Below are 26,173 nucleotides of genomic sequence, written 5' to 3'. Positions count from 1 at the left end.
GAGGAGAGTTGCTGTATGTAAAAGGAAGGGGCGTTTCTTTTGAGAAAAATTGGCATCATTGGCGGTACATTTGATCCGCCTCACTATGGACATTTGCTAATTGCAAATGAAGTATATCACGCTTTGAACTTGGAAGAAGTATGGTTCTTGCCAAACCAGATTCCGCCACATAAACAAGGGCGGAATATTACAAGTGTAGAAAGTCGTTTACATATGTTAGAGCTCGCGACTGAGGCAGAAGAGCACTTTTCTATTTGTTTAGAAGAGCTAAGTAGGAAGGGCCCATCTTATACGTATGACACTATGTTACAATTGACGAAGAAGTATCCGGATGTGCAGTTTCACTTTATTATTGGTGGGGATATGGTTGAGTATTTACCGAAGTGGTATAACATTGAAGCTTTACTTAATCTTGTAACGTTTGTTGGAGTTGCAAGACCTGGGTATACATTGCATACACCATATAAGATTACTACAGTGGAAATTCCGGAATTTGCAGTTTCTTCATCCTTATTACGTGAGAGATATAAGGAGAAGAAAACGTGTAAATATTTACTTCCCGAAAAAGTACAGGTATATATCGAGAGGAATGGGTTGTATGAATCGTGAGAATGCACTGCATATTGTCAAACAACAAATGCATGAAAAACGTTATATACACACAATTGGTGTAATGGAGACAGCGATTGAGCTTGCTAAGTTATACGGTGTGGACGAAAAAAAAGCAGAGATGGCAGCTATATTCCATGATTATGCGAAATGTAGAGCGATTTCAGAGATGGAAGAGATTATTAAACGTGAAGATTTGCCGAAAGATTTACTTTGCTATAACAAAGAGTTATGGCATGCACCTGTTGGGGCATACTTAGTAGAAAAAGAAGTAGGCATTACGGATTCTGAAATTTTGCAAGCTATTACATATCATACAAGTGGTCATGAGAATATGACGATGTTAGATAAAGTGATTTATGTAGCTGATTACATTGAACCTGGGCGAAAGTTTCCAGGAGTGGAAGAGGCTCGTAAACTCGCATATACGGATATAAATCAAGCTTTATTATTTGCGTTAAAGAGAACAATTCAATTTTTAATGGAAAAAGATCAGACGATTTATCCATTAACATTCCAAACATACAATGCAGTTATCAAGGAGGAAATGAGTAAATGAACGATAAAGATTTATTAGTATTAGCGGCAAAAGCAGCTGATGATAAGAGAGCAGAAGATATGGTTGTCCTAAATATGCAAGGTATTTCACCAATTGCAGATTATTTCATTATTTGTCACGGGAATTCAGACAAACAAGTGCAAGCAATTGCACGTGAAATTAAATCAAAAGCACATGAGTTCCAAATCGACGTACAACGTATGGAAGGGTTTGACGAAGCACGTTGGGTATTAGTTGATCTTGGAGATGTAGTTGCTCATGTATTCCATAAAGATGAGCGTAATCACTATAATTTAGAGCGTCTATGGGGCGATGTGCCACGTGAAGATATTACAGAAGAGTTAGGCCAATGAAATACGAACAATTTGCATTGTTGTACGACGAACTAATGAATGATGTCCCTTATGATAAATGGGTGGAATTTACAGAGGAAAGTTTACAGCAGGCAGATATGAAAGAGGCAAAAATTCTTGATGTAGCATGCGGTACGGGTAATGTAACCCTGCCGCTTGTGCAAAAGGGTTACGATTTAATAGGTGTCGATCTTTCAGAAGAAATGTTAACAGTCGCTCAGCAAAAACTAGGAGGAGAGGGATACTTTATTCCTTTTTATCAACAAGACATGCGAGAGCTTGATGTTCCAGGTGAGTTTGATTGTGTAACCATCTTTTGTGATTCATTAAATTATGTATTGCAAGAAGATGGAGTACAAGAAACATTTAGAAGAGTATTTCACCATTTACGTCAAGATGGTTTGTTTTTATTTGATGTACATTCTTTATATAAAATACATCATGTATTTCAAAATGAAACGTATACAGTGAATGGAGAAGAAATATCTCTTATTTGGAATTGCTTCCCTGGTGAAGAATCAAATAGTGTAGAGCATGATTTAACATTCTTTGTTCAAGATCCGGAAGAAGATGTGTACCATCGGTTTGACGAATGTCACGTGCAACGTGCATATCAAGTGGAAGAGTTAACGAAATGGCTTGAAGAAGCAGGTTTTACAGTGCTTCGTGTAACAGGTGATTTTGAGCGACTTGAAGTTACAGAACAAACAGAGCGTATTTTCTTCATGGCGAAGAAAAACGGATAAAACAAAAGCAACCGAGAAGGTTGCTTTTGTTTTATAAAGAAGATGTATTTTTAGTTCTAGCATAATCTGAAGATCGTATGAGTAAAGTGCGGGAATAGTAGTTGAAGTGAAAATGTATTGTAAAAAAGTAAGTATTTATAAAAAGGATTTGGAATGAAAATGACGTATTTATTATGTGTGTTTATTGAATTGCTGATCAACGCATTCTAAATCTTCATCAAATTTTTCATGTGTTCGCTCGATTAACTTATGGAACATATCTCCAACGTGCTCTTCTAAAACCCGAATGCCTTCCCCAGTAACGCCGCCTTTCACGCAAACCTTTTCTTGTAAGGTAGGTAATGTGAAGATTTCTTTTTCAAGTAATTTCCCCATCCCCACGACCATTTCACTTACTAAAGTAGTAGCCTCTTCGTGTGTAATATTTGTTTTATCTACAGCAGCGTTAATGAAGCATTGTAGTAAATAACTAAAGAAAGCAGGACCGCAACTTGCTATATCAGATGAAACGCGCGTTATATCTTCTTCTATTACAAGAGGTGTAGAAATGTTTTTGAATAGACGAAGTAGTTTTTGTTGCCATTCTTCAGAGCAATTATCTCCAAATGTAAATAGTGAGGCGCCAGAGAGCGCGCGATTTGTGATACTTGGAATGATACGCGCGACGTGGCAAGGTACGAGAGTCTCTAATTGTGATGGAGATATTGGACTTGTAATAGAAACTAAGCACGTTTCATCAGAAAAATGTTCAGCGTATTTTTTTAGGATAGGGTATATATCTATCGGCTTGACACAAATAAAAATAAGTTGTGATTGTTCGATTACTTCCGGGATTGTTTTTGCTATATGAACAGAAGGGTATTTTTCTTTTATATGATATGCTTTTGCAGGCGTTCGATTAATGATTGTAAGGCACGAAGGTTTGACAGCACGGGTTTCTAAAAATGCATCGATTAGTATATTCCCCATGTTTCCTGTCCCTATAATTCCTATGTTCAAAGTTTCATCCCTCCTTCGTAACAGCTTTCTCCTAAACAATATGAATGATGTTATAAATTTATGATTAGAGGTGTAAAATGATGTGGGATTTTCCGAAAAAGTGGTTAGGTTTAGTAGTTATTATTGGAACTTTACTTTTTCTTGTTTTTTGGAAAACGAATCAGAGTGTAGAACGAACGCCTATTACAATGAATGTACAAGAGAAGGAAATCGAAAAAAAGGGTAAACCGAAAATATCGGATACAAAGGAACAGAAAAGAACAATTATAATTGATGTGAAAGGAGCGGTTAGTAAAGAAGGGGTATATGAAATGAAGGAAGGAGATCGCGTAAAGGATGCGGTTCAAAAGGCTGGTGGTTTTTTATCAGAAGTAGATATGAAAAAAGTGAATTTAGCACAAATTGTACAAGATCAAATGCTCCTTTATATACCGAGTAAAAATGAATCAGAACAAGGGGTGCTTACTTCTTCTAAGGAAGATGGCAAGATTCGAATAAATACAGCGGCGAAAGAACAACTAGAAAAAATTACAGGGATTGGCTCTCGAAAGGCAGAAAGTATTTTGAAATATCGAGAAGAACATGGTCCGTTTCAGAAAATAGAAGATTTATTAGAGATTGATGGGATTGGTGCGAAGTCTCTTGAAAAGATAAAAGATCAAATTATTATTCCGTAAAAGATTGACGAAGTTTTTCTTCTTTCGCTACACTACAAGTAGACAAAAAAGTAGGTGAAAAATATGGAACGAATTTCATGGGATCAATATTTTATGACGCAAAGCCATCTACTATCTTTGCGTAGTACATGTACAAGGCTTGCGGTAGGAGCGACAATCGTTCGCGATAAACGAATTATTGCTGGTGGATATAATGGTTCAATTAAAGGTGGCGTACATTGTATAGATGATGGTTGTTACGTAATCGATAATCATTGTGTTCGGACAATTCATGCCGAAATGAATGCTTTATTACAATGTGCCAAGTTTGGTGCGAAAACAGAGGAAGCAGAAATTTACGTTACGCATTTCCCTTGTTTACAATGTTGTAAGGCAATTATTCAAAGTGGTATTACAGCGGTTTATTATGCGCAGGATTATAAAAATCATCCATACGCCATAGAGTTATTTGAACAAGCGAATGTAACAGTGAAACACGTTCCGCTAGAATATGATATTGCTGCATTAGAGGATCAAAAACGTTATACAGAGTTGAAAGAATTATTTGCGTCTTTAGAAAAAGATAATTTATCAATGGAAGAATTACAGCAGTATTCACGAAAGCAAAAATGATGCTATAAGGAGTGAGTATAAGTTGCAAGAACAATGGGGGTATGTTGCAATCTCGTTTATAATAGGGATTGCAATTGCCTTTTCCTCGTCACTTTTATTGATAGTTTTTTGCCTCTTTTTAAATGTTTTCTTCTGTTTATATCGCACTTCGCGTAAAACCTTCATTTTTTGTATTGTAGCGTGCTTTAGTAGCGTTATATACACTTCCTATGTTCAAACGTGGAATAAGCCTCTAGGGGAGTCCTATGGAGTTACAAGAGGGGTTATACAAAATACACCACTTGTTAATGGGGATCGCCTATCTTTTCAATTTGAAGATCAGAATAAAAATATAGTGCAGTTAAGTTATAGAATAAAATCAGCTTTGGAAAAGAAAAAAATGCAACAATTATACGCAGGGATATCATGTGTATTCGAGGGTGAGAGGAAAGAACCGGAAACAGCTCGGAATTTTCATGGTTTTAATTACCGTGATTATTTATACAAACAACATATTCATTTCACATTTGAGGCTACATATATTTCTGAATGCTATAAAACATCACTGTCGCTTACGCAATGGATTCTTCTTTTGAGGCAACAAGCAATCTCGAAAGTTACAGAAATGTTTCCAGAGCAATCAGGTGCTTTTATGAATGCATTACTATTTGGTGATAGACAACAAATGACGTTTGAAGTGGAAGAGCAATATCAACAATTTGGTCTTGTACATTTGTTAGCAATTTCAGGTTCGCACATTGTATTGTTAATGGTAATAGTATATTTTATTTTGCTAAGAAGCGGTGCGACAAGGGAGGTAGCAACAATTTGCCTTATCGTTTGTATTCCTTTGTATATGGTTTTAGCAGGGGCGTCACCCTCTGTTATAAGAGCTTCTATAACAGGAGTTTTGATGTTGATTGCTTTTATGTGCTCGATTCGTTTGTCTAGTTTAGATGCTTTAAGTGTAACAGCTATATGCATGCTTATATATGACCCTTATCTTGTTTTTAATATTGGATTTCAGTTTTCTTTTGTAGGTAGCTTCGCTTTACTTTTGTCTGCTCCGTTATTGTTAGGGAGTAGCAACGGAGTAATCCGGAATTCTATTTATATTTCTATCATTTCACAGCTCGTTAGTACTCCGATTTTGTTATATCACTTTGGTTATTTTTCTCCATATAGCATTCTCCTCAATCTCTTATACGTTCCGTTTTTATCTATCATTGTATTACCATGTAGCATTATTATTTTACTGTGTATGCCAATTGTCCCGTTTCTCGCAAAAGGATTTGCCGATGTATTATCAATAGGCTTGAGTATGTCTAATGATTTTCTAAGTTATTGTGAAAGTTTACCATTTACCCAGCTTATCTTCGGGGAAACGCCCCTCAATCTTGTAGCTGTATATTGCGCGAGTATTGTCAGCATATTGATGGTTTGGGAAAGAAGAGCGCCGAAAAAAATAGTTTGTATAGTTGCAAGTGTATTTCTTTTTATTAGCACATGTCATTATATATATCCATATTTTAGAGGAAGCGGAAGTGTAACATTTATTGATGTTGGACAAGGTGATGCAATATTAATTCGCCTTCCGTATGATAAAGGGATTTATCTTATTGATACAGGTGGAACGCTTCGTGTGAATAAGGAAGAATGGCAACAAAAAAAGCATGAATTTTCTGTTGGGAATGATGTTTTAATACCCTTTTTACAAAAAGAAGGTATTAAAACAATTGATAAATTAATCGTAACGCATGGAGATGCAGATCATATAGGTGCTGCACAAGAATTATTATCATATATACCTGTAAAAGAAGTGGTATTTGGCCGAAAGGGAAAAGATGCAGTATTAGAAAAAGTAGTCAAGAAACAGGCATTAGAAAAGGAAATGAAAATAACTGAAGTGGGGGAAGGGGCGAGTTGGAGTGTAAATGAAGCGGAATTTTTCGTTTTAGCTCCAAAAGGAAAAGAAAAAAGCGAAAATAACGCTTCAATTGTAATATGGGCAAAATTTGGAGGGTTGAAGTGGCTATTTACAGGCGATTTGGAAGAAGAAGGGGAAAAGATTTTAGTAGAGGCATATCCAGATTTACAAGTGGATGTTTTAAAAGTTGCTCATCATGGGAGTAATACGTCATCTATAGAGCCTTTTTTGAACGTCATGCAGCCTCGTGTAGCGATTATATCTGTTGGTAAGCAGAATAGGTATGGACACCCGCATAAAGAAGTGATAGAGCGTTTTGAGAAGATGGGGAGTGCGATATGGCGCACGGACAAGCAAGGTGCTATTTCCTATGTTTTTAAAGGGGAAAATGGAACCTTTAAAAGTAAAATCACATATGATAAAACACATAATAGATGAAAAAGAGAAGACTGCCATGAAGTGGCAGTCTTTAAGAACCGATAAATTTAATAACAGTTGCAATGATGAAAAGTGTTGCGAAAAAACCAAATGAGACGATAAATCCTACCCCTGAATCAATAGCGTCATTGCGTTTACTTTGAACGTTTTGTTCAAAATCATTCATTTAGAATCCCTCCCCAACATTCCACTTTAGTATAAAATATTGTCAGAAAAAAATCTACAATTTCCATATGAAGAGAAAACGAGCTTTTTTGCTACTTTTAAATCATGAAGTAATGTGAGTTTTTCGTTTCCAAGCATGTTAACAGTTGGCACTTATACTCAAATTTTTATTGCGAATAATAAAGGGAAGGTGATTACCGCACACCAATAAGAAACCCGGGGCTTATTGCGTGGCGTTTAATATAAATAAAGGGACGGGTTATAAAGCCTGTTCCTTTGTACTTGTAAAACAAAAGCTAGGGCATTAGTATAAATATATATTGCCAAGTTAGGGAGTAGGAAAAAGTATGAGTGATATACATAAAAAAATTAAAAAGAAACAGTTTGCTCCGTTATATTTACTATATGGAACGGAAGCTTTTTTTATAAATGAAACGATAAAGCTTATTACGACAGAAGCTCTTGAAGAAGAAGATCGAGAGTTTAATGTTGTGACATACGATTTAGAAGAAGCGTATTTAGAAGATGTGGTTGAGGATGCGCGTACGCTTCCTTTCTTCGGAGAACGGAAAGTACTGTTAATAAAATCACCGTTATTTTTGACTTCGCAAAAAGAAAAGTTAGAGCAAAATATAAAAATTTTAGAAGAATACATTGGTGAACCTTCTCCATTTTCTATTCTTGTTTTTGTTGCGCCTTACGAAAAACTTGATGAGCGAAAAAAAATTACAAAACTATTAAAGAAAACAGCAGATGTAGTAGAAGCAAATGCGATGCAAATACAGGATGTTCAGAAATGGATTGTTGCTCGTGCAGATGAAGTGCATGTGCATATTGATAACGCGGCTGTTAGTTTGTTGCTAGAGCTTGTGGGAAGTAATGTAACAATGTTGGCGAAGGAAATGGACAAGTTAACGTTATACGTTGGTATGGGTGGAGAGATTACGACGAAACTTGTTGCAGAGCTTGTGCCAAAATCCGTTGAGCAAAATGTATTCGCTTTGACAGAAAAAGTGGTGAAAAAAGATATTGCAGGTGCAATGCAAATTTTGGATGGATTATTTACGCAGCAGGAAGAGCCGATTAAATTGCTTGCGTTATTAGTGAGTCAATTCCGCTTGTTGTATCAAGTGAAAGAGCTACAGCAACGTGGTTATGGACAAAATCAAATTGCGTCTCATATTGGTGTACATCCGTATCGCGTGAAGTTGGCAATGAATCAAACGAAGTTTTTCTCTTTTGAAGAATTAAAAAAAGTGATTATAGAATTAGCGGAAGCTGATTATAGTATGAAGACGGGAAAGATGGATAAGAAACTTGTGCTCGAGTTTTTCTTAATGCGATTAAATCATATGTGATGACACAAAAAAGTTCATGTACTAAGTACATGAACTTTTTTGTATATAAAAAAACGATCCAAATGGATCGTTTTTTAAACGCCTTACGCGTTTACTTGTTTCGCTAAGCGAGATTTTTGACGAGCTGCAGCGTTTTGGTGGATAAGACCTTTACGAGCTGCTTTGTCAAGTTTTTTAGAAGCAGTTTTGAAAGCTTCTTTAGCATTTTCAAGATCGTTATTAGTAACTAAAGCTTCTACAGTTTTAACAGCAGAACGCATGTCAGACTTGATAGAAGCGTTATGTGCACGACGCTCTTCGCTAAGTTTAGCGCGTTTGATAGCAGATTTGATGTTTGCCATACTTTTCACCTCCCTGGTGCAATCGAATGACTCGATTCTTACATAGAACAAGTGATATTCTATCAAACGGTGAAGAGAATTGCAATAGTATATCCATGAAATTTCACGTAAAGGAAAGAATGACCTTATATAACTTTGGGAAATCTAACGATATTTACTATGAATTACGGAGGAGATACGATGAAAGAACCATTAGATTTAAGTAAATATAGCATTAGAACTGACCTTGCTGTAGAAGCTCATCAAATGTTGCAAGAAAGCCAAGAAGAACAAAAAGGGATACAGGGAGTTATTGTAAAAGAGAGAGAAGAAGAGGGGACTATAATTACAAAAGTAACAATTGATGAAGCTGCCTCTGAAGCGATGGGTAAAAAGCCTGGAAATTATTTAACGCTTGAAGTACAAGGGATACGTCAGCAAGATACAGAACTTCAACAAAAAGTGGAGCGTATTTTTGCAAAAGAATTTTCTTGTTTCTTAGAAGAGGTTGGAGTTACAAAAGAAGCAAGCTGTTTAATTGTAGGTCTTGGGAATTGGAATGTAACACCAGATGCTCTTGGACCGATAGTTGTAGAAAATGTATTAGTAACGAGACATTTGTTTCAATTACAGCCTGAAAGTGTAGAAGAAGGGTTTAGGCCTGTTAGTGCAATTCGGCCGGGGGTAATGGGAATTACAGGGATCGAAACGAGCGATGTTATTTATGGGATTATTGAGAAGACGAACCCGGACTTTGTAATTGCAATTGATGCATTAGCTGCCCGTTCTATTGAACGAGTAAATAGCACGATACAAATTTCTGATACTGGAATCCATCCTGGATCGGGGGTTGGGAATAAACGTAAAGAACTAAGTAAAGACACATTGGGTATCCCTGTTATCGCAATTGGTGTTCCGACTGTGGTCGATGCTGTTTCGATTACAAGTGATACGATTGATTTTATTTTGAAACATTTCGGCCGAGAGATGAAAGAAGGAAATAAACCTTCACGATCTTTGTTACCAGCGGGATTTTCATTTGGAGAAAAGAAACAATTAACACAAGAAGATATGCCGGATGAAAAGAGCAGAAATATGTTTTTAGGTGTTGTTGGTACGTTGGAAGAAGAAGAAAAAAGAAGGCTGATTTACGAAGTGCTATCTCTTCTTGGTCATAATTTAATGGTACCCCCAAAAGAAGTAGATTCTTTTATTGAGGATATGGCGAATGTAATAGCGAGTGGTTTAAATGCGGCGTTGCATCATCAAATTGATCAAGATAATACGGGAGCATATACACATTGAGGGGAACAGATGATTATCGTTTGAGTCGCTTTACGCTTTTGTGTATATGTAGTGTGGCTTTATGTTTACTTATGATGATAGCAGGAGTGGCACTTGCTAATCATGGTTTGAAAAGTATGAAAGGTTATCAGCAATTGTCATATGAACAAATAGCTCATATGACAGGGACAGAAAGTACAGGTGCTGAATCAGAAATTTTGGGTAGCTCGTTTTCGGCCTCAGAAAAACAACAACAGTTAGAACGTTTAAGAAGTTTTAATGTTGTAGAAGGAATTGGGATGGCAGTAGCAAGTGTAGCTTATGAAATGACGAAGTTCGGAACGGATATCGTTGTTGGGAAAATAAAAGGAATTTTTAGCTAAGAGTAACATGGGAGGCGGTTGTTTTACTGGTTTGTAAGACAGCCGTTTTAAAATTTGAAAAGGGTTTGTCTCTTATGGTTTATTCGCATAAGATATAGATAGAATGATTTGTATCGTAAGCAGCACGAGTTTTCATTGAATCTTTGTTGCTCTATTGATATAATCAGTGCTAGTGTATATTGGCGAGACTATTAGGAGTTGAGAACATAGATGAATAAAGAAGAAAGAGCAAAAAGACAGTCCAAAATCCGTAATTTCTCTATTATTGCTCATATTGACCACGGAAAATCAACGTTAGCAGACCGTATTTTAGAGAAAACAAACGCGTTAACACAACGTGAAATGAAAGCTCAGTTGCTTGACTCTATGGATTTAGAGCGTGAGCGTGGTATTACAATCAAATTAAACGCAGTACAATTAAACTATAAAGCAAAAGATGGTGAAGAGTATATTCTTCATTTAATTGATACACCAGGACACGTCGACTTTACGTACGAAGTATCTCGTAGTTTAGCGGCTTGTGAAGGCGCGATTCTTGTAGTAGATGCAGCGCAAGGTATTGAAGCGCAAACGTTAGCAAACGTATACTTAGCGCTTGATAATAATTTAGAAATTTTACCAGTTATTAATAAAATCGACTTACCGAGTGCGGATCCAGAACGTGTACGTCAAGAGGTAGAAGATGTAATTGGTTTAGATGCATCAGAAGCGGTACTTGCTTCTGCGAAAGCTGGAATTGGTATTGAAGAAATTTTAGAACAAATTGTTGAAAAAGTACCAGCTCCGGCGGGTGATTCAGAAGAGCCGTTACAATGTATGATTTTCGACTCTTTATATGATCCATACCGCGGTGTAATTGCTTATATCCGTGTTGTAAATGGAACAGTAAAAGTTGGCGATAAAGTACGTATGATGGCAACGGGTAAAGAATTTGAAGTAACAGAAGTAGGTGTATTTACACCGAAAACTACGCAACGTGACGAGTTAACGGTAGGTGATGTAGGTTTCTTAGCAGCATCGATTAAAAATGTTGGTGACACACGCGTTGGTGATACGATTACACATGCGAAACGTCCAGCTGCAGAGCCGTTAGCAGGTTACCGTAAGTTAAACCCGATGGTATTCTGTGGTCTGTATCCAATTGACTCTGCTCGTTATAACGATTTACGTGATGCATTAGAAAAATTAGAGTTAAACGATTCTGCCCTTGAGTTTGAACCAGAAACATCTCAAGCGCTAGGATTTGGTTTCCGTTGTGGTTTCTTAGGACTTCTTCACATGGAAATCATTCAAGAACGTATTGAACGTGAATTTAAGATTGACTTAATTACAACAGCGCCAAGCGTTATTTATAAAGTTTATTTAACTAACGGTGAAGATGTTATTGTTGATAACCCATCTAATATGCCAGATCCACAGTCTATCGATCGTGTAGAAGAGCCGTTTGTGAAGGCTTCAATTATGGTTCCGAATGACTATGTTGGAGCTGTAATGGAGATTTGCCAAGGTAAACGTGGAACGTTTATTGATATGCAATATTTAGATGAAACGCGTGTTACATTAACATATGAAATCCCGTTATCAGAAATCGTATATGACTTCTTTGATCAATTGAAATCAAATACGAAAGGGTATGCATCATTTGACTACGAGTTAATTGGCTATAAACCATCTAAACTTGTGAAAATGGATATTCTTTTAAATAATGAACAAGTGGATGCTTTATCATTTATCGTACACCGTGATTCAGCGTATGACCGTGGTAAAGTAATCGTAGAGAAATTAAAAGAATTAATTCCGAGACAACAGTTCGAAGTGCCAATTCAGGCGACTATCGGAAATAAAGTTGTAGCACGTTCTACAATTAAAGCGATGCGTAAAAACGTACTTGCAAAATGTTACGGCGGTGACATTTCTCGTAAGCGTAAACTTCTTGATAAGCAAAAAGAAAGTAAAAAACGTATGAAGTCCGTTGGCTCTGTAGAAGTACCGCAAGAAGCATTCATGGCTGTACTGAAAATGGATGACAACTAATATTTGAAATAAAAAAGAAGTCGTTTGTGCGGCTTCTTTTTTCTGTATAATTACTTTTTAGACATCTGAGCAGCTCTCATTTACAATAATGAGAGAGCTTTTTAGTTCATATAGAGTTAGGAGATTGTTAATGTCCGAAAATATTCGAAAAGATATTCAAGATAAAATACAAAATGGTAATTTTAATTGTGAAAAGGAATTGACGCTTTCTATTATTAGTGGAAAGTGGAAAGTTGTGATACTGTGGCATCTTGGTGTGGAAAGGCCGCATCGTTTCAGTGAATTACAACGGTTATTCCCAAGCATTTCTCATAAAGTTTTGTCGAACCAATTAAAAGAGTTAATGGAAGATGGGATTGTTGATCGGACAGTATATCCCGAAATTCCTCCTCGCGTTGAGTATTATATGACGGAACTAGGCATGTCACTTTTACCGATCGTTGAAATGATGTATGATTGGGGAAAAATGCGAATGGAACAAATTCGTAATACGTTAGAGAAGTAGAGAACCCTCCGGAGTGCGGAGGTTTTCTTTTTAGAAAGGTAGGAGTTATATTTGGTACAAGCTGCATACATTCATATTCCGTTTTGTCAGCACATTTGTCACTATTGTGATTTTAATAAAGTGTTTATTGAACGCCAACCGGTTGATCAATATTTAGATTATTTAGAGAAGGAAATAATAAATACGGTTCAAAAAGTTCCATTTGATAGTATGAAAACGATTTTTGTGGGTGGGGGAACTCCGACAGCGTTAAATATGGAACAGACAAAAAAATTACTCGAGATTATTAATCGTCATTTGCGTCCGTTCGCCCCGAATTGTGAATTAACATTTGAAGCGAATCCAGGAGATCTACCGAAAGAGAAGCTAAATGTACTGCTAGAAGGTGGAGTAAATCGAATTAGTTTTGGTGTGCAAACGTTCCGTGATGAACTTCTTGAGAAGATCGGGCGCAAGCATACGAGGGAAGATGCATTCCTCGCGATTCGAGAGGCACAGGAAGTAGGCTTTAAAAATATTAATGTAGATATTATTTATGCTTTGCCAGGACAGACGATAGAAGATGTAAAAGAAACATTAGATATTGCTTTTACGCTTGGTGTACAACATTTCTCGGCATATTCATTAATTGTGGAGCCAAAAACAGTGTTTTATAACTTAATGAACAAAGGGAAATTACGTCTTCCGGGTGAAGACCATGAAGCGAAAATGTATGAAATAGTAATGGATGAAATGGAGAAACACGGTTATAACCAGTATGAAATTAGTAATTTCTCAAAAGGTGACAATAAAAGTAGACATAATCTCACATACTGGAATAATGAAGAGTATTATGGATTTGGAGCTGGAGCTCATAGTTATGTGAACGGAGAACGTATTCAAAATGTTGGTCCCCTGAAGCAATATTTTAATAAAATTGATGAAACAGGATTTCCGTATTTAGATGTTCACAAAGTGACGGAGAAAGAAAGAATGGAAGAAGAGCTGTTCTTAGGGCTTCGAAAAACAAAAGGTGTTTCTAAAACGGCGTTCCGCAATAAATTTAATGTAGAGATGGATCAAGTTTTCGCGAAGCAGTTACAAAGCAACCAAGAGCAGGGATTGCTTGAAGAGGAAGATGGACATGTGCGTTTAACGCGAAAAGGAAAATTATTAGGGAATGAAGTATTCCAATCATTTTTGATTGACTAATTAAATGTTCTATAGGCGTGAAAAAGTTTCATTATTTCGTGACGTTTCCGTTGACAATTGAATGTCAATTTTGGTAAGTTATTAATAGATTTAGCACTCAAAGACAAAGAGTGCTAACAGAGGTGATGATGAGATGCTTACGGAACGTCAGCTCTTAATTTTACAAACAATTATTGATGACTTTATTGGATCAGCGCAGCCCGTTGGGTCTAGAACGTTGGCTAAAAAAGATGAAATCACATTTAGTTCAGCTACTATTCGAAATGAAATGGCGGACTTAGAAGAATTAGGCTTTATTGAAAAAACGCACAGTTCTTCTGGACGTGTTCCTTCTGAGAAAGGCTACCGATTTTATGTAGACCATCTTTTAGCGCCGCAAAACTTACCGAACGCTGAAATTGTACAAATTAAAGATTTATTTGCTGAAAGAATTTTTGAAGCGGAAAAAATTGCACAGCAATCTGCTCAAATTTTATCAGAACTTACGAATTATACGGCAATTGTTCTTGGACCGAAGTTAAGTACAAATAAACTTAAAAATGTACAAATTGTGCCGCTTGATCGTCAAACTGCAGTCGCTATTATTGTAACCGATACAGGGCATGTACAAAGTAAAACGATTACCGTTCCGGAATCTGTTGATTTATCAGATTTAGAAAAAATGGTTAATATTTTAAATGAAAAGCTATCTGGCGTACCGATGGAAGAACTTCATAATAAAATCTTTAAGGAAATTGTTACAGTTTTACGTGGGTATGTTCATAATTACGATAGTGCAATAAAAATGTTGGATGGTACATTTCAAGTTCCGTTATCGGAAAAGATATACTTTGGAGGAAAAGCAAATATGCTTTCGCAGCCAGAGTTCCATGACATTCAAAAGGTTAGATCTTTACTTACCATGATTGATAATGAAGCCGAATTTTATGACATTTTGCGTCATAAACAAGTCGGGATTCAAGTGAAAATTGGTAGGGAAAACTCTTCGACGGCTATGGAGGATTGTAGTTTAATTTCTGCAACATATTCGATCGGCGAAGAGCAACTTGGAACAATTGCTATTTTAGGTCCTACGAGAATGCAATACTCTCGTGTAATTAGTTTGTTACAGTTATTTACGAGACAATTTACTGATGGGCTTAAAAAGTAAATGAGAGTAATACATTCGCTCAAGTGATGAAATTTTCATTGCTGTGTGTAATATATAATGCTTAGGTAATCATGCTATGCATGATACCTAATACCTTTTAAGGAGGTGAATATTGTGGAAGAGCGTAACGAACAAGTGGTAGAAGAAGTAAAAGAAGCGCAAGTTGAAGAAGCTGTCACGCCAGAAAACAGTGAAGAAACTGTAGAAGAAAAAAGTGAGGCTGCTCTTTTACAAGAAAAAGTAGATGAGTTACAAGCGAAACTAACGGAAACGGAAGGTCGCACATTACGTCTACAAGCTGATTTTGAAAATTATAAGCGCCGTGTCCAAATGGATAAACAGGCTGCTGAAAAATATAGAGCACAAAGTCTAGTTTCAGACATCTTGCCAGCTCTTGATAATTTTGAAAGAGCAATGCAAGTGGAAGCGACTGATGAGCAAACGAAATCCTTGTTACAAGGTATGGAAATGGTGCATCGTCAATTGTTAGAAGCGCTGACTAAAGAAGGTGTGGAAGTGATTGAAGCTGTTGGTAAACAGTTTGATCCTAATGAACACCAAGCTATTATGCAAGTGGAAGATAGTGAATTTGAATCAAACGCGGTTGTGGAAGAATTCCAAAAAGGTTATAAATTAAAAGACCGTGTGATTCGCCCATCAATGGTAAAAGTAAATCAATAATTTACATAAAACTAGGAGGATTCGCCATGAGTAAAATTATCGGTATTGACTTAGGTACAACAAACTCTTGTGTAGCTGTTATGGAAGGTGGAGAACCAAAGGTTATCCCAAATCCAGAAGGGAACCGTACAACACCTTCTGTTGTAGCTTTCAAAAATGAAGAACGTCAAGTTGGGGAAGTTGCAAAGCGCCAAGCAATTACAAACCCAAATACAATCATGTCTGTTAAACGTCATATGGGTACAGACTACAAAGTAGAAGTTGAAGGTAAAGATTATACACCTCAAGAAATTTCTGCCATCATTTTACAAAACTTAAAAGCTTCTGCTGAAGCATACTTAGGTGAAACAGTAACGAAAGCTGTTATTACAGTACCTGCATACTTCAACGATGCAGAGCGTCAAGCAACGAAAGATGCTGGTCGTATCGCTGGTTTAGAAGTTGAGCGTATCATTAACGAGCCAACAGCAGCAGCACTTGCTTACGGTTTAGAAAAACAAGACGAAGAACAAAAAATCTTAGTATATGACTTAGGTGGCGGTACATTTGACGTATCTATCCTTGAGTTAGCAGACGGCACATTCGAAGTTATTTCAACTGCTGGTGACAACCGTCTTGGTGGCGATGACTTTGACCAAGTTATCATCGATCACTTAGTAGCTGAGTTCAAAAAAGAAAATAACATTGATTTAAGCCAAGATAAAATGGCGCTTCAACGCTTGAAAGATGCAGCTGAAAAAGCGAAAAAAGATCTTTCTGGTGTAACACAAACTCAAATTTCATTACCATTCATTAGTGCTGGAGCTGCTGGTCCATTACACTTAGAATTAACGTTAACAAGAGCGAAATTCGAAGAGCTTTCAGCAGGTCTTGTTGAAAGAACATTAGAGCCAACTCGTCGTGCATTAAAAGACGCTGGTTTTGCTCCAAGCGAATTAGATAAAGTTATTCTTGTTGGTGGATCTACTCGTATCCCAGCTGTACAAGAAGCTATTAAACGTGAAACTGGTAAAGAGCCATATAAAGGTGTAAACCCTGATGAAGTTGTAGCATTAGGTGCTGCAGTTCAAGGTGGCGTACTTACTGGAGATGTAGAAGGCGTTCTATTATTAGACGTAACTCCACTTTCTTTAGGTATTGAAACTATGGGTGGCGTGTTCACGAAATTAATTGAGCGTAACACTACAATTCCAACAAGTAAGTCACAAGTATTCTCGACAGCTGCTGATAATCAACCAGCAGTAGACATTCACGTATTACAAGGTGAGCGTCCAATGTCAGCTGACAACAAAACGTTAGGTCGTTTCCAATTAACTGACCTTCCACCAGCACCACGTGGTATTCCACAAATCGAAGTAACATTCGATATTGATGCGAACGGTATCGTTAACGTACGTGCGAAAGACTTAGGAACAAGCAAAGAGCAAGCTATTACAATCCAATCTTCTTCAGGTCTTTCTGATGAAGAAGTAGAACGTATGGTACAAGAAGCGGAAGCAAATGCTGACGCTGACCAAAAACGTAAGGAAGAAGTTGAACTTCGTAACGAAGCTGACCAACTTGTATTCCAAACAGACAAAGTTGTAAAAGATTTAGAAGGTAAAGTAGATGCAGCTGAAGTTGCAAAAGCAACAGAAGCGAAAGAAGCATTACAAGCTGCAATTGAGAAAAACGAGCTTGAAGAAATTCGTGCGAAAAAAGATGCTTTACAAGAAATCGTACAACAATTAACTGTTAAATTATACGAGCAAGCTCAAGCAGCTGCTGGTCAAGCAGAAGGTGCGCAAGGTGCACAAGACGCTGGCGCGAAGAAAGACAATGTAGTTGACGCTGAGTTTGAAGAAGTAAAAGAAGACAAGTAATTCAACTGTAAACATAATAAGTAAGATGACAAAAAGTCAAAGTCAAGCGTGCCTTGACTTTGGCTTTTTTCACGAATGAGAAGCGATGTGTGAGGATCTTAAGTTTTTCGCTTTGCATACTGTAAGTGAGGAAACTTTGTTGCAAAGCACTTTCTTTCGGTGTTAAAATTACGTTTATGTGAAAGATTCGGGGGTTGTAAATTTATGAGTAAACGAGACTATTATGAGGTCCTTGGACTTAGCAAGGGCGCTTCAACAGATGAAATAAAAAAAGCGTATCGTCGTTTGGCTAAAAAATACCATCCAGACGTAAGCAAAGAAGAAAATGCAATTGAAAAGTTTAAAGAAGTACAAGAAGCATATGAAGTGTTAAGTGATGATCAAAAGCGTGCGCAGTACGATCAATTTGGTCATGCTGGTGCAAATCAAGGATTCGGTGGATTTGGCGGCGGAGGAGACTTCGGCGGTGGCTTCGGTTTTGAAGATATATTTAGTTCTTTCTTTGGCGGTGGCGGCGGCAGACGTCGTGATCCAAATGCTCCGCGCCAAGGTGCTGACTTACAATATCAAGTCACTTTAGATTTTGAAGAAGCTATTTTTGGTAAGGAATTAAATGTGGAAATTCCAGTAGAAGATCCATGTGATACTTGTAAAGGTAGTGGAGCAAAACCAGGAACTTCAAAAGAAACATGTAAACATTGTTCAGGTTCTGGTCAAGTGAGTGTTGAACAAAACACACCGTTTGGTCGTATCGTAAACCGTCAAGCTTGTGGTCATTGTTCAGGAACTGGACAAATTATTAAAGAAAAATGTACGACATGTCACGGTTCAAGTAAAGTTCGTAAACGTAAAAAAATCAATGTTAAAATTCCAGCGGGTATCGATAATGGTCAACAAATTCGAGTGTCTGGAAAAGGTGAAGCCGGCGTAAATGGCGGACCAGCAAGAGACTTATATGTTGTCGTTCATGTAAGAAATCATGAATTCTTCGAGCGTGAAGGAGATCACATTATTTGCGAAATGCCATTAACATTTGCGCAAATGGCGCTTGGTGATGAAGTGGAAGTTCCTACTGTTCATGGTAAAGTGAAGCTGAAAATTCCAGCAGGAACACAAACTGGAACAGAATTCCGCTTAAAAGGAAAAGGTGCTCCGAATGTACGTGGATACGGCCAAGGAGATCAATATGTAGTCGTTCGTGTTGTTGTACCGACGAAATTGACTTCACAGCAAAAAGATTTATTACGTGAATTTGCAGGACAAGAAGAGCAGGATGATAGTTTATTCGGAAAGCTTAAACGTGCTTTCAAAGGGGAATAATGGAAATAAAAAATGGAGTTGGTAAATTGTGAAATGGTCAGAAATTAGTATTCATACAACAGAAGAAGCAGTAGAAGCTGTCTCTCATATTTTACATGAAGCTGGTGCTAGTGGAGTTGCGATTGAGGATCCAGCGGAGTTAACGAAAGAGCGCGAGCAACAATATGGTGAAATTTATGCATTGAACCCAGATGAATATCCGGCGGAAGGTGTATTAATAAAAGCGTATTTCCCGCAAACGGATTCTTTACATGAAACGATTGCAGGTGTAAAATCATCTATTGATGTGCTTCCATCTTACGACATCGAAATTGGTACTGGAAATATTACCGTTAACGAAGTCAATGAAGAAGATTGGGCTACTGCTTGGAAAAAATATTACCATCCAGTACAAATTTCTGATACATTCACAATCGTACCGACTTGGGAAGAATATACACCATCTTCTCCTGATGAAAAAATCATTGAATTAGACCCGGGTATGGCGTTTGGTACAGGAACTCATCCAACAACAACGATGTGTATCCGTGCTTTAGAAAAAACAGTACAGCCAGGTGACAATATTATTGATGTAGGAACAGGTTCTGGTGTACTTAGTATTGCAGCAGCAAAATTAGGTGCGTCTTCTGTTCAAGCGTATGATTTAGATCCGGTTGCGGTTGAAAGTGCAGAAATGAATGTACGTTTAAATAAAACAGATGATATCGTGTCTGTTGGACAAAATAGTCTTTTAGAAGGTATTGAAGGTCCAGTTGATTTAATCGTAGCTAACTTATTAGCAGAAATTATTCTATTATTCCCTGAAGATGCAGCAAGAGTTGTGAAGTCAGGTGGATTATTTATTACATCGGGCATTATTGCTGCGAAGGAAAAAGTAATTTCTGAGGCGCTAGAAAAAGCTGGATTTACAATTGAAGAAGTGTTACGAATGGAAGATTGGGTAGCAATTATTGCACGAAATGCGTAATATAGATTTTAGTCTATAATGAAAAGGGGAGTCTCTCACTATAAGGTGAGGGACTTGCCGTTTGTTATATGAAAAATGATAACGTTTCGTTCTTTTCGTAAGTGTTGACTTACGAAAGGAACGAAACTCTACTAAAGTGATTATATGCAACGTTATTTTGTAGAAGAGAAATATGTAAATGAGACAAGTATTCGCATTGTAGGTGATGACGTACATCATATCGCAAGAGTGATGCGTATGTCAGCTGGTGATCATATTTATTGCTGTGTGAATGGAAAAACAGCAGTATGTTCAATTGATGAAATTACCAGTGAATTTATTAATACGGCTATTGTAGAATGGGTAGAGGCGTCAAGTGAACTTCCTGTTTTCGTGACGATTGCAAGTGGACTGCCAAAAGGAGACAAGCTAGAGTTAATTTTTCAAAAAGGAACTGAGCTTGGGGCAGCTGCATTCTTACCATTTCAAGCATCTCGCTCTATCGTAAAATGGGATGCGAAAAAAGCTGATAAAAAAGTTGAGCGTTTAAGAAAAATTGTGAAAGAAGCTGCGGAACAATCACATAGAAGTGAAATTCCAGAAGTACATGCTCCGGCATCATTTAAGCAATTGCTTTCAATGAGTGGTGAGTATGATACTTGTCTTGTTGCTTACGAAGAGGAAGCAAAACAAGGCGAGAAATCTAATTTTGCGAAAGCTTTAACGACAATGAAACCAGGTCAAAAGCTATTGATTGTATTTGGCCCAGAAGGCGGTTTAGCTGAGGAAGAGATTACAGCGCTTCGTGAACATAAATTTGTACCATGTAGTTTAGGCCCCAAGAATTTTAAGAACAGAAACGGCGCCGTTATACGCGTTAAGTGCTGCTTCGTATCATTTTGAATTGATGGGGTGATGATCAATGTCAACTGTTGCGTTCCATACGTTAGGTTGTAAAGTAAACCACTATGAAACAGAAGCCATTTGGCAATTGTTTAAACAAGGTGGTTATGAAAGAACAGAATATGAAAAGAAAGCTGATGTATATGTTATTAACACATGTACAGTAACGAATACTGGGGACAAAAAAAGCCGTCAAGTAATCAGACGTGCTGTGCGTCAAAATCCAGATGCAGTTATTTGCGTAACGGGATGTTATGCACAAACATCTCCAGCTGAAATTATGGCGATTCCAGGTGTAGATATTGTAGTTGGTACACAGGATCGTGAAAAGATGTTAGGTTACATCGAAGAATTCCGTAAAGAGCGTCAACCAATTAATGCTGTCCGCAATATTATGAAAACACGTGTGTACGAAGAACTTGATGTACCTTATTTCACGGATCGTACACGTGCGTCTTTAAAAATACAAGAGGGTTGCAATAACTTCTGTACATTCTGTATCATTCCTTGGGCGCGCGGTTTAATGCGTTCTCGTGATGGAAAAGAAGTTATTAAACAAGCGCAACAATTAGTGGATGCAGGCTATAAAGAAATCGTATTAACGGGTATTCATACAGGTGGATACGGCGAAGACATAAAAGATTATAACTTAGCTGGATTACTTCGTGATATGGAAGCGGAAGTAGGCGGATTAAAACGTCTTCGTATTTCTTCTATTGAAGCGAGTCAAATTTCAGATGAAGTAATTGAAGTGTTAGATAAATCTGAAGTAGTTGTACGTCACTTGCATATTCCGTTGCAATCTGGTTCTAATACTGTATTAAAACGTATGCGTCGTAAATATACGATGGAATTCTTCCAAGAGCGTTTAGATCGTTTGAAAGAAGCGTTACCAGGCCTTGCGATTACATCTGACGTAATCGTTGGTTTCCCAGGTGAAACAGAAGAAGAATTCATGGAAACATACAATTTCATTAAAGAGAACCGCTTCTCTGAGTTACATGTGTTCCCTTACTCAAAACGTACAGGAACACCTGCAGCACGCATGGAAGATCAAGTTCCTGAAGATGTGAAGAATGATCGTGTTCATCGTTTAATTGAGCTATCTAATCAATTAGCGAAAGAATATGCATCAGCGTTTGAAGGTGAAGTGCTTGAAATCATTCCAGAAGAGCAATTTAAAGACGGCGACCGTGAAGGGTTATATGTAGGGTATACAGATAACTACTTGAAAATTGTATTTGAAGGATCAGAAGAATTAATTGGTAAGCTAGTGAAAGTGAAAATTACGAAAGCTGGTTATCCATATAACGAAGCGCAATTTGTTCGTGTTCTTGAAGATGATGTGAAAAAAGAATCAGCAAGCGCATAAAAAAGAGCGTGCAACCGGAAACGGTTTGCATGCTTTCTTTATTTGAAGCGGTTAAGTACTAGAAGGGTGGAGAGGCATTTCGTGCATCCCTGTATGAAAAAAGTTGAAATGATAAAAATATAGTTGTCTTCATGAAAGAGAGGATACTAGCTATTTGTATAACTTTTGAAAAGGAAATGCTTCTATTCTTCTTTTATTCTGCCAAAGAGTTGACCTGAAGTGATAAAATGTATTATAATCGTAAAAGACATGCTGAAGAAGTGTTTCTTTTTGCATGCTGAAGTTAGTATGTAAGTGTGATGTTTCGGAGGGAGGGAAAGAGAATGTCAAAAACAGTCGTTCGTAAAAACGAGTCTTTGGAGGATGCTACTTCGCTGTTTTAAAAGATCGGTTTCTAAAACTGGTACACTTGCTGAAGCAAGAAAGCGCGAGTTTTATGAAAAACCAAGTGTAAAACGTAAGAAGAAATCTGAAGCGGCAAGAAAGCGTAAATTCTAAGAGAGGGTGTAAGTTATGAGTCTTCTCGGTCGTTTAAACGATGATATGAAACAAGCGATGAAGAATAAACAAAAAGAAAAATTAACCGTTATTCGTATGGTTAAGGCTGCTTTACAAAATGAAGGTATTAAACTGCAACATACTCTTACTGAAGAAGAGGAAATAACAGTTTTAGCTCGTGAAGTAAAACAGTATAAGGACTCCCTCCTTGAATTTAAAAAAGCTGGTCGTGAAGACCTTGTTAATAAACTGCAAAGTGAAATTCAGATTTTAAGCGCATATTTGCCAGAGCAATTAACTGAAGAAGAACTAGTTGATGTAATCAAGCAAGTTATTTCTGAAGTTGGTGCGACTTCTAAAGCAGATATGGGTAAGGTGATGACTGCTGTTATGCCGAAAGTAAAAGGTAAAACAGACGGATCACTTGTGAATAAGCTGGTTATCCAGCTATTAGCATAAAAAAACGTCTCATTTCGTATGAGACGTTTTTTTATTGTTCTTATTAAGGAAAAACGCTATATTGCTTAAAAAGCGTTTCTGTAAGTGGTAGAAACGCCTCTGGTATGTAAAAAAAGGTAACGGCCTTAGTTATGATTAATCCCACCATAAAAAAAGCTTTTTCGTTTTCTTAATTTCTTCGACTAACTCCTCAATGCTTTCTGTTCCTTGTTCCACTATATCTGGACAAAATTCATACATTTCTTGCGCGAAAGATTGCATTTCTTCGTCTGTAGGTAACGCGCTAAAAATGGCATCAACCCAGTCATGATCTGCACCGATTATGATAAAAGGATAGCGATCATTCCATTTTCTTAGTTTAAAAATAACATCTATATTGCTAACTTCGTAATTAACGCCATTTGTTTGTTGGATTGTAAGGATATCAAATTGGTCATTTCCTTGTGTAATTGCAATTCTACACTCACTCTTACTTCCTTGACTAAAACTTCTTTCGCAAATAAAAGCTAAGTATCCAAGTTTCTGAACCTCAGATTGAAGTTTTATAACTTGCTGTTCAGCAGAATCCTCAAAGGTAACGAAAGAGACTCCGGCTATTTTAGATTTTGAATCAGTTGCATAAAAGGGCTGGATGCTGCTGTTAGTAACTTGTTTTATAACATTCAAAATTTCTTGACTAAATCCAATTTCCTTTCGTATTTCCTCGCTTATTAATTCATTTTTTTGTTTTTTAATGAATCCTAATATTTTTTTGAAATTCATATAACAACCACCTATAAAATATTCTTACTTACACCGCAAAATTCAGAGTGGAGCAATTTCCTTTTTCGGATTTTATCTCATTTGTCTAATGAATGACAACTACTTATTCTATGGTCAGTATGTCACGTCCAGAACGAATTGTAACAGGTTTTTTCAAGTTTCCAACTTCTTGCTAGGCTCAATTTCTTAATGTAACTTGTACTGATATCCTGTAGGGGCGCATATTCTTGTATTAATACTTCTATTATTAAAGGTAACATCCTCTGATCCATCATTGTCCTGACAAATATGATTTCATATAGCGACTGTTTTAATTAACATGATATGAACTCTTGCAGAATATAGTTATGTTAGTGAAGTCGTTATAACACGATAGGCACTTGTGAAGAAATACATATATATGGGATGAGAGGGGGTCTTTCGAGATGAAGAAATTAGAACAAATGAAAAATTGGTTGACAAAACAAGTAGACCTACCAGTGGATGTATTAATGGATCTACCTCGGATTACTCTTGTTGGGCAAATACATATTTATATAGAAAATCATCGGGGGTTATTAGTGTTTTCAGATAAAGAAGTGCGATTGCTTTTAAAACACGGTCAATTATTAATTAAAGGACAATCCTTTGTTATTAAAACGATTCTTCCAGAAGAGCTTTTACTCGAGGGGATAATTGAGCAAGTAACATTTTTAGAAAATGAAAAAAAAGGTGATTGAAGTGAAACTTCCATTTGTGAAGTTTTTCTTCTTTATCCTGTAAAAGTTCCGTTGATAGAGACTGATTACAGTTTTACTCTGTTTTATTTTAGTACGAGCTATTTTAATGCTTCAAATAAAAAGTAGTATATCTACTTTTAGAAAGGTAGTGAAGGTGGTAAATGAAAAATAAATGGTTTATAAAGTGGCTTGGATATGTAAAAGTGCGAATTGAAGGTAGAGGAGCGGAACGGTTTGTTAATGAATGTGTACGGAGGAATTTATTAGTTTGGGATGTTAAAAAGATAGCTGATGAAACGTTAGTTTTTTGTATGTTGTTACGCGATGTGAAAAAAATAAAACCAATTTATAGAAAAAATGAATGTAAATTATATTTTATTGGACGTTATGGTTTTCCTTTTTGGAATAAACGTTTAATTAAAAACAGTGGATTTTTAATTGGTTTTTTAATTTTCTTTTTTGGTGTGATTGCAATGTCAAATATGGTTTGGAAAATTGAAATTACAGGAGCTAAACCTGAAACAGAATATATATTGATGAAAGAATTGGATAAAATGGGTATTAAAAAAGGGAAACTACAATTTCAAATGCCGAATGTAGAAGATGTGCAACGCCATTTGACAGATAATATTAATGCCATTACTTGGGCGGGACTAGAAGTAAGGGGAACGACTTATCATTTTAAAATTGTTGAAAAAAACGAACCGAAGAAAGAAAAGGAACAAAGGCCACAAAATTTAGTAGCAAAAAAAGAAGCGATTATTACAAAAACGTTTGTAGAAGTTGGAAAGCCGGTTGTACTGAAAAATGATCATGTAGAAAAAGGACAGATTCTCGTATCGGGAATATATGGTAATGAGGAAAGTCCGACGATTGTTTCAGCGAAAGGTATTGTATATGGCGAAACGTGGTATACATCTAAGGTGGATGTCCCGTTAAAGACGCAATTCCAAGTGTATACTGGTAATGTATACAATGAACATTTTCTTAAATTCGGGGATACGAAAATAAAAATATGGGGATTTCAGCATGATAAGTATAAACGCTCTCGTACTGAAAGTGTAAAGCATGATGTGAAATTATTTGGTTTTACACTGCCGATTGCATATGAAAAAGATGTTGTGAGAGAAGAAGAAGAAGCGAATCGAGAATATACAGAAAAGCAAGCGCTGAAAGTAGCGAAGGAGATGGCCGAAAAAGAACTAAAGAAAAAATTGGATGAACATGCTATGATTGTAAGTGATAAGATTTTGAGTAAAGAGGTTGAGGCGGATCAACTAAAAGTCACATTGCATTATACTGTGGTTGAAAATATTGCAGAGCCACAACCAATATCCGAATCCGATATTCAAGGAGACTGAG

General features: G+C 36.8%; 25 protein-coding genes and 3 pseudogenes. 24 read left to right on the top strand and 4 right to left on the bottom strand.

The features are described from left to right. Positions 1-39 precede the first annotated feature (39 nt). The 4 genes from nadD to BC_RS21610 are packed head-to-tail and all read left to right on the top strand — an operon-like array spanning position 40 to position 2,267. Positions 40-609: a nicotinate-nucleotide adenylyltransferase gene (nadD, locus tag BC_RS21625; RefSeq protein ID WP_001226048.1), complete on the top strand. Its 570-nt coding sequence runs from the start codon at positions 40-42 to the stop codon at positions 607-609. Beyond that, positions 599-1,168, top strand: coding sequence for a bis(5'-nucleosyl)-tetraphosphatase (symmetrical) YqeK (gene yqeK / locus BC_RS21620; protein WP_001078477.1), 570 nt, complete (start codon positions 599-601; stop codon positions 1,166-1,168). The genes nadD and yqeK overlap by 11 nt, the downstream gene beginning before the upstream one ends. Then, positions 1,165-1,521, top strand: coding sequence for a ribosome silencing factor (gene rsfS / locus BC_RS21615; RefSeq protein ID WP_000998173.1), 357 nt, complete (start codon positions 1,165-1,167; stop codon positions 1,519-1,521). The genes yqeK and rsfS overlap by 4 nt, the downstream gene beginning before the upstream one ends. Beyond that, complete coding sequence (locus BC_RS21610; protein WP_000873069.1) at positions 1,518-2,267, top strand: class I SAM-dependent methyltransferase; 750 nt, start codon at positions 1,518-1,520, stop codon at positions 2,265-2,267. Before rsfS ends, BC_RS21610 begins: the two co-directional genes overlap by 4 nt. Before the next feature lie 171 nt (positions 2,268-2,438). On the opposite strand, the gene comER is transcribed toward BC_RS21610, so the two are convergent. Continuing rightward, entirely contained in the window at positions 2,439-3,266 is an 828-nt protein-coding gene (gene comER / locus BC_RS21605; RefSeq protein ID WP_001020554.1) for a late competence protein ComER, read from the bottom strand. Between the two features lie 77 nt (positions 3,267-3,343). Between comER and BC_RS21600 the strand changes: the two genes are divergently transcribed. From BC_RS21600 to BC_RS21590, 3 genes and pseudogenes are all read left to right on the top strand, one after another. Next, positions 3,344-3,943 carry a helix-hairpin-helix domain-containing protein gene (locus BC_RS21600; RefSeq protein WP_000989944.1) on the top strand — a complete coding sequence of 200 codons (600 nt, stop codon included), beginning with the start codon at positions 3,344-3,346 and terminating at the stop codon, positions 3,941-3,943. Positions 3,944-4,006: 63 nt separating this feature from the next. Next, positions 4,007-4,563: pseudogene (locus tag BC_RS21595) on the top strand (ComE operon protein 2). 14 nt (positions 4,564-4,577) lie between these two features. Further along, complete coding sequence (locus BC_RS21590) at positions 4,578-6,899, top strand: DNA internalization-related competence protein ComEC/Rec2 (RefSeq protein WP_001157831.1); 2,322 nt, start codon at positions 4,578-4,580, stop codon at positions 6,897-6,899. Between the two features lie 31 nt (positions 6,900-6,930). Here the strand turns inward: BC_RS21590 and BC_RS21585 are convergent, their stop codons facing one another. Then, the gene (locus BC_RS21585; protein ID WP_000997609.1) at positions 6,931-7,065 is read right to left on the bottom strand and encodes a YqzM family protein; all 135 of its coding nucleotides are present in this window, start codon (positions 7,063-7,065) and stop codon (positions 6,931-6,933) included. A 346-nt stretch (positions 7,066-7,411) separates the two neighbouring features. On the opposite strand from BC_RS21585, the gene holA reads away from it, so the two are divergent. Continuing rightward, the gene (gene holA / locus BC_RS21580) at positions 7,412-8,422 is read left to right on the top strand and encodes a DNA polymerase III subunit delta (RefSeq protein ID WP_001279916.1); all 1,011 of its coding nucleotides are present in this window, start codon (positions 7,412-7,414) and stop codon (positions 8,420-8,422) included. An 83-nt stretch (positions 8,423-8,505) separates the two neighbouring features. Here the strand turns inward: holA and rpsT are convergent, their stop codons facing one another. After that, positions 8,506-8,763 carry a 30S ribosomal protein S20 gene (rpsT, locus tag BC_RS21575; protein WP_001274011.1) on the bottom strand — a complete coding sequence of 86 codons (258 nt, stop codon included), beginning with the start codon at positions 8,761-8,763 and terminating at the stop codon, positions 8,506-8,508. A 180-nt stretch (positions 8,764-8,943) separates the two neighbouring features. On the opposite strand from rpsT, the gene gpr reads away from it, so the two are divergent. The 14 genes and pseudogenes from gpr (at position 8,944) to BC_RS21505 (ending at position 23,330) form a co-directional block, all read left to right on the top strand. Continuing rightward, positions 8,944-10,047 carry a GPR endopeptidase gene (gene gpr / locus BC_RS21570; protein WP_000662617.1) on the top strand — a complete coding sequence of 368 codons (1,104 nt, stop codon included), beginning with the start codon at positions 8,944-8,946 and terminating at the stop codon, positions 10,045-10,047. Then, positions 10,044-10,409, top strand: a complete 366-nt coding sequence (locus tag BC_RS21565) for a YqxA family protein (RefSeq protein ID WP_001215037.1) — start codon at positions 10,044-10,046, stop codon at positions 10,407-10,409. The genes gpr and BC_RS21565 overlap by 4 nt, the downstream gene beginning before the upstream one ends. Before the next feature lie 210 nt (positions 10,410-10,619). Further along, complete coding sequence (gene lepA, locus BC_RS21560; RefSeq protein WP_001030950.1) at positions 10,620-12,443, top strand: elongation factor 4; 1,824 nt, start codon at positions 10,620-10,622, stop codon at positions 12,441-12,443. A gap of 130 nt (positions 12,444-12,573) precedes the next feature. Continuing rightward, entirely contained in the window at positions 12,574-12,948 is a 375-nt protein-coding gene (locus BC_RS21555) for a winged helix-turn-helix transcriptional regulator (protein ID WP_001293542.1), read from the top strand. A 51-nt stretch (positions 12,949-12,999) separates the two neighbouring features. Next, positions 13,000-14,139 (top strand): radical SAM family heme chaperone HemW, encoded by a 1,140-nt coding sequence (gene hemW, locus BC_RS21550; protein ID WP_000249433.1) that lies wholly within the window; start codon positions 13,000-13,002, stop codon positions 14,137-14,139. A 133-nt stretch (positions 14,140-14,272) separates the two neighbouring features. Continuing rightward, positions 14,273-15,289, top strand: a complete 1,017-nt coding sequence (hrcA, locus tag BC_RS21545) for a heat-inducible transcriptional repressor HrcA (RefSeq protein ID WP_000954941.1) — start codon at positions 14,273-14,275, stop codon at positions 15,287-15,289. Positions 15,290-15,403: 114 nt separating this feature from the next. Continuing rightward, positions 15,404-15,970 carry a nucleotide exchange factor GrpE gene (grpE, locus tag BC_RS21540; RefSeq protein ID WP_000392711.1) on the top strand — a complete coding sequence of 189 codons (567 nt, stop codon included), beginning with the start codon at positions 15,404-15,406 and terminating at the stop codon, positions 15,968-15,970. Positions 15,971-15,996: 26 nt separating this feature from the next. Next, positions 15,997-17,832: a chaperone protein DnaK gene (gene dnaK / locus BC_RS21535; protein ID WP_000034700.1), complete on the top strand. Its 1,836-nt coding sequence runs from the start codon at positions 15,997-15,999 to the stop codon at positions 17,830-17,832. Between the two features lie 204 nt (positions 17,833-18,036). Next, positions 18,037-19,152, top strand: a complete 1,116-nt coding sequence (gene dnaJ, locus BC_RS21530; protein ID WP_000043949.1) for a chaperone protein DnaJ — start codon at positions 18,037-18,039, stop codon at positions 19,150-19,152. 28 nt (positions 19,153-19,180) lie between these two features. Then, positions 19,181-20,119, top strand: a complete 939-nt coding sequence (gene prmA / locus BC_RS21525) for a 50S ribosomal protein L11 methyltransferase (RefSeq protein WP_000872101.1) — start codon at positions 19,181-19,183, stop codon at positions 20,117-20,119. 144 nt (positions 20,120-20,263) lie between these two features. Then, a pseudogene (locus BC_RS21520) lies at positions 20,264-21,014 on the top strand (16S rRNA (uracil(1498)-N(3))-methyltransferase). Between the two features lie 6 nt (positions 21,015-21,020). Next, positions 21,021-22,373, top strand: a complete 1,353-nt coding sequence (gene mtaB, locus BC_RS21515; RefSeq protein ID WP_000108679.1) for a tRNA (N(6)-L-threonylcarbamoyladenosine(37)-C(2))-methylthiotransferase MtaB — start codon at positions 21,021-21,023, stop codon at positions 22,371-22,373. Between the two features lie 323 nt (positions 22,374-22,696). Continuing rightward, positions 22,697-22,871, top strand: a pseudogene (gene rpsU, locus BC_RS21510) (30S ribosomal protein S21). 15 nt (positions 22,872-22,886) lie between these two features. After that, positions 22,887-23,330 carry a GatB/YqeY domain-containing protein gene (locus BC_RS21505; RefSeq protein WP_000054562.1) on the top strand — a complete coding sequence of 148 codons (444 nt, stop codon included), beginning with the start codon at positions 22,887-22,889 and terminating at the stop codon, positions 23,328-23,330. 135 nt (positions 23,331-23,465) lie between these two features. Here the strand turns inward: BC_RS21505 and BC_RS21500 are convergent, their stop codons facing one another. Continuing rightward, entirely contained in the window at positions 23,466-24,092 is a 627-nt protein-coding gene (locus tag BC_RS21500) for a DUF4253 domain-containing protein (protein WP_001009615.1), read from the bottom strand. A 425-nt stretch (positions 24,093-24,517) separates the two neighbouring features. Between BC_RS21500 and yqfC the strand changes: the two genes are divergently transcribed. Then, the gene (yqfC, locus tag BC_RS21495; RefSeq protein ID WP_000732269.1) at positions 24,518-24,811 is read left to right on the top strand and encodes a sporulation protein YqfC; all 294 of its coding nucleotides are present in this window, start codon (positions 24,518-24,520) and stop codon (positions 24,809-24,811) included. 161 nt (positions 24,812-24,972) lie between these two features. Then, positions 24,973-26,172: a sporulation protein YqfD gene (gene yqfD / locus BC_RS21490; protein WP_000792498.1), complete on the top strand. Its 1,200-nt coding sequence runs from the start codon at positions 24,973-24,975 to the stop codon at positions 26,170-26,172. The last annotated feature ends 1 nt before the right edge of the window (position 26,173 follow it).

The organism is Bacillus cereus ATCC 14579 (assembly GCF_000007825.1).
GTDB classification, from domain to species: Bacteria; Bacillota; Bacilli; order Bacillales; family Bacillaceae_G; genus Bacillus_A; species Bacillus_A cereus.
Note: the sequence above shows the minus strand (reverse complement) of the source record. Positions and strands in the feature narration are given on the sequence as shown.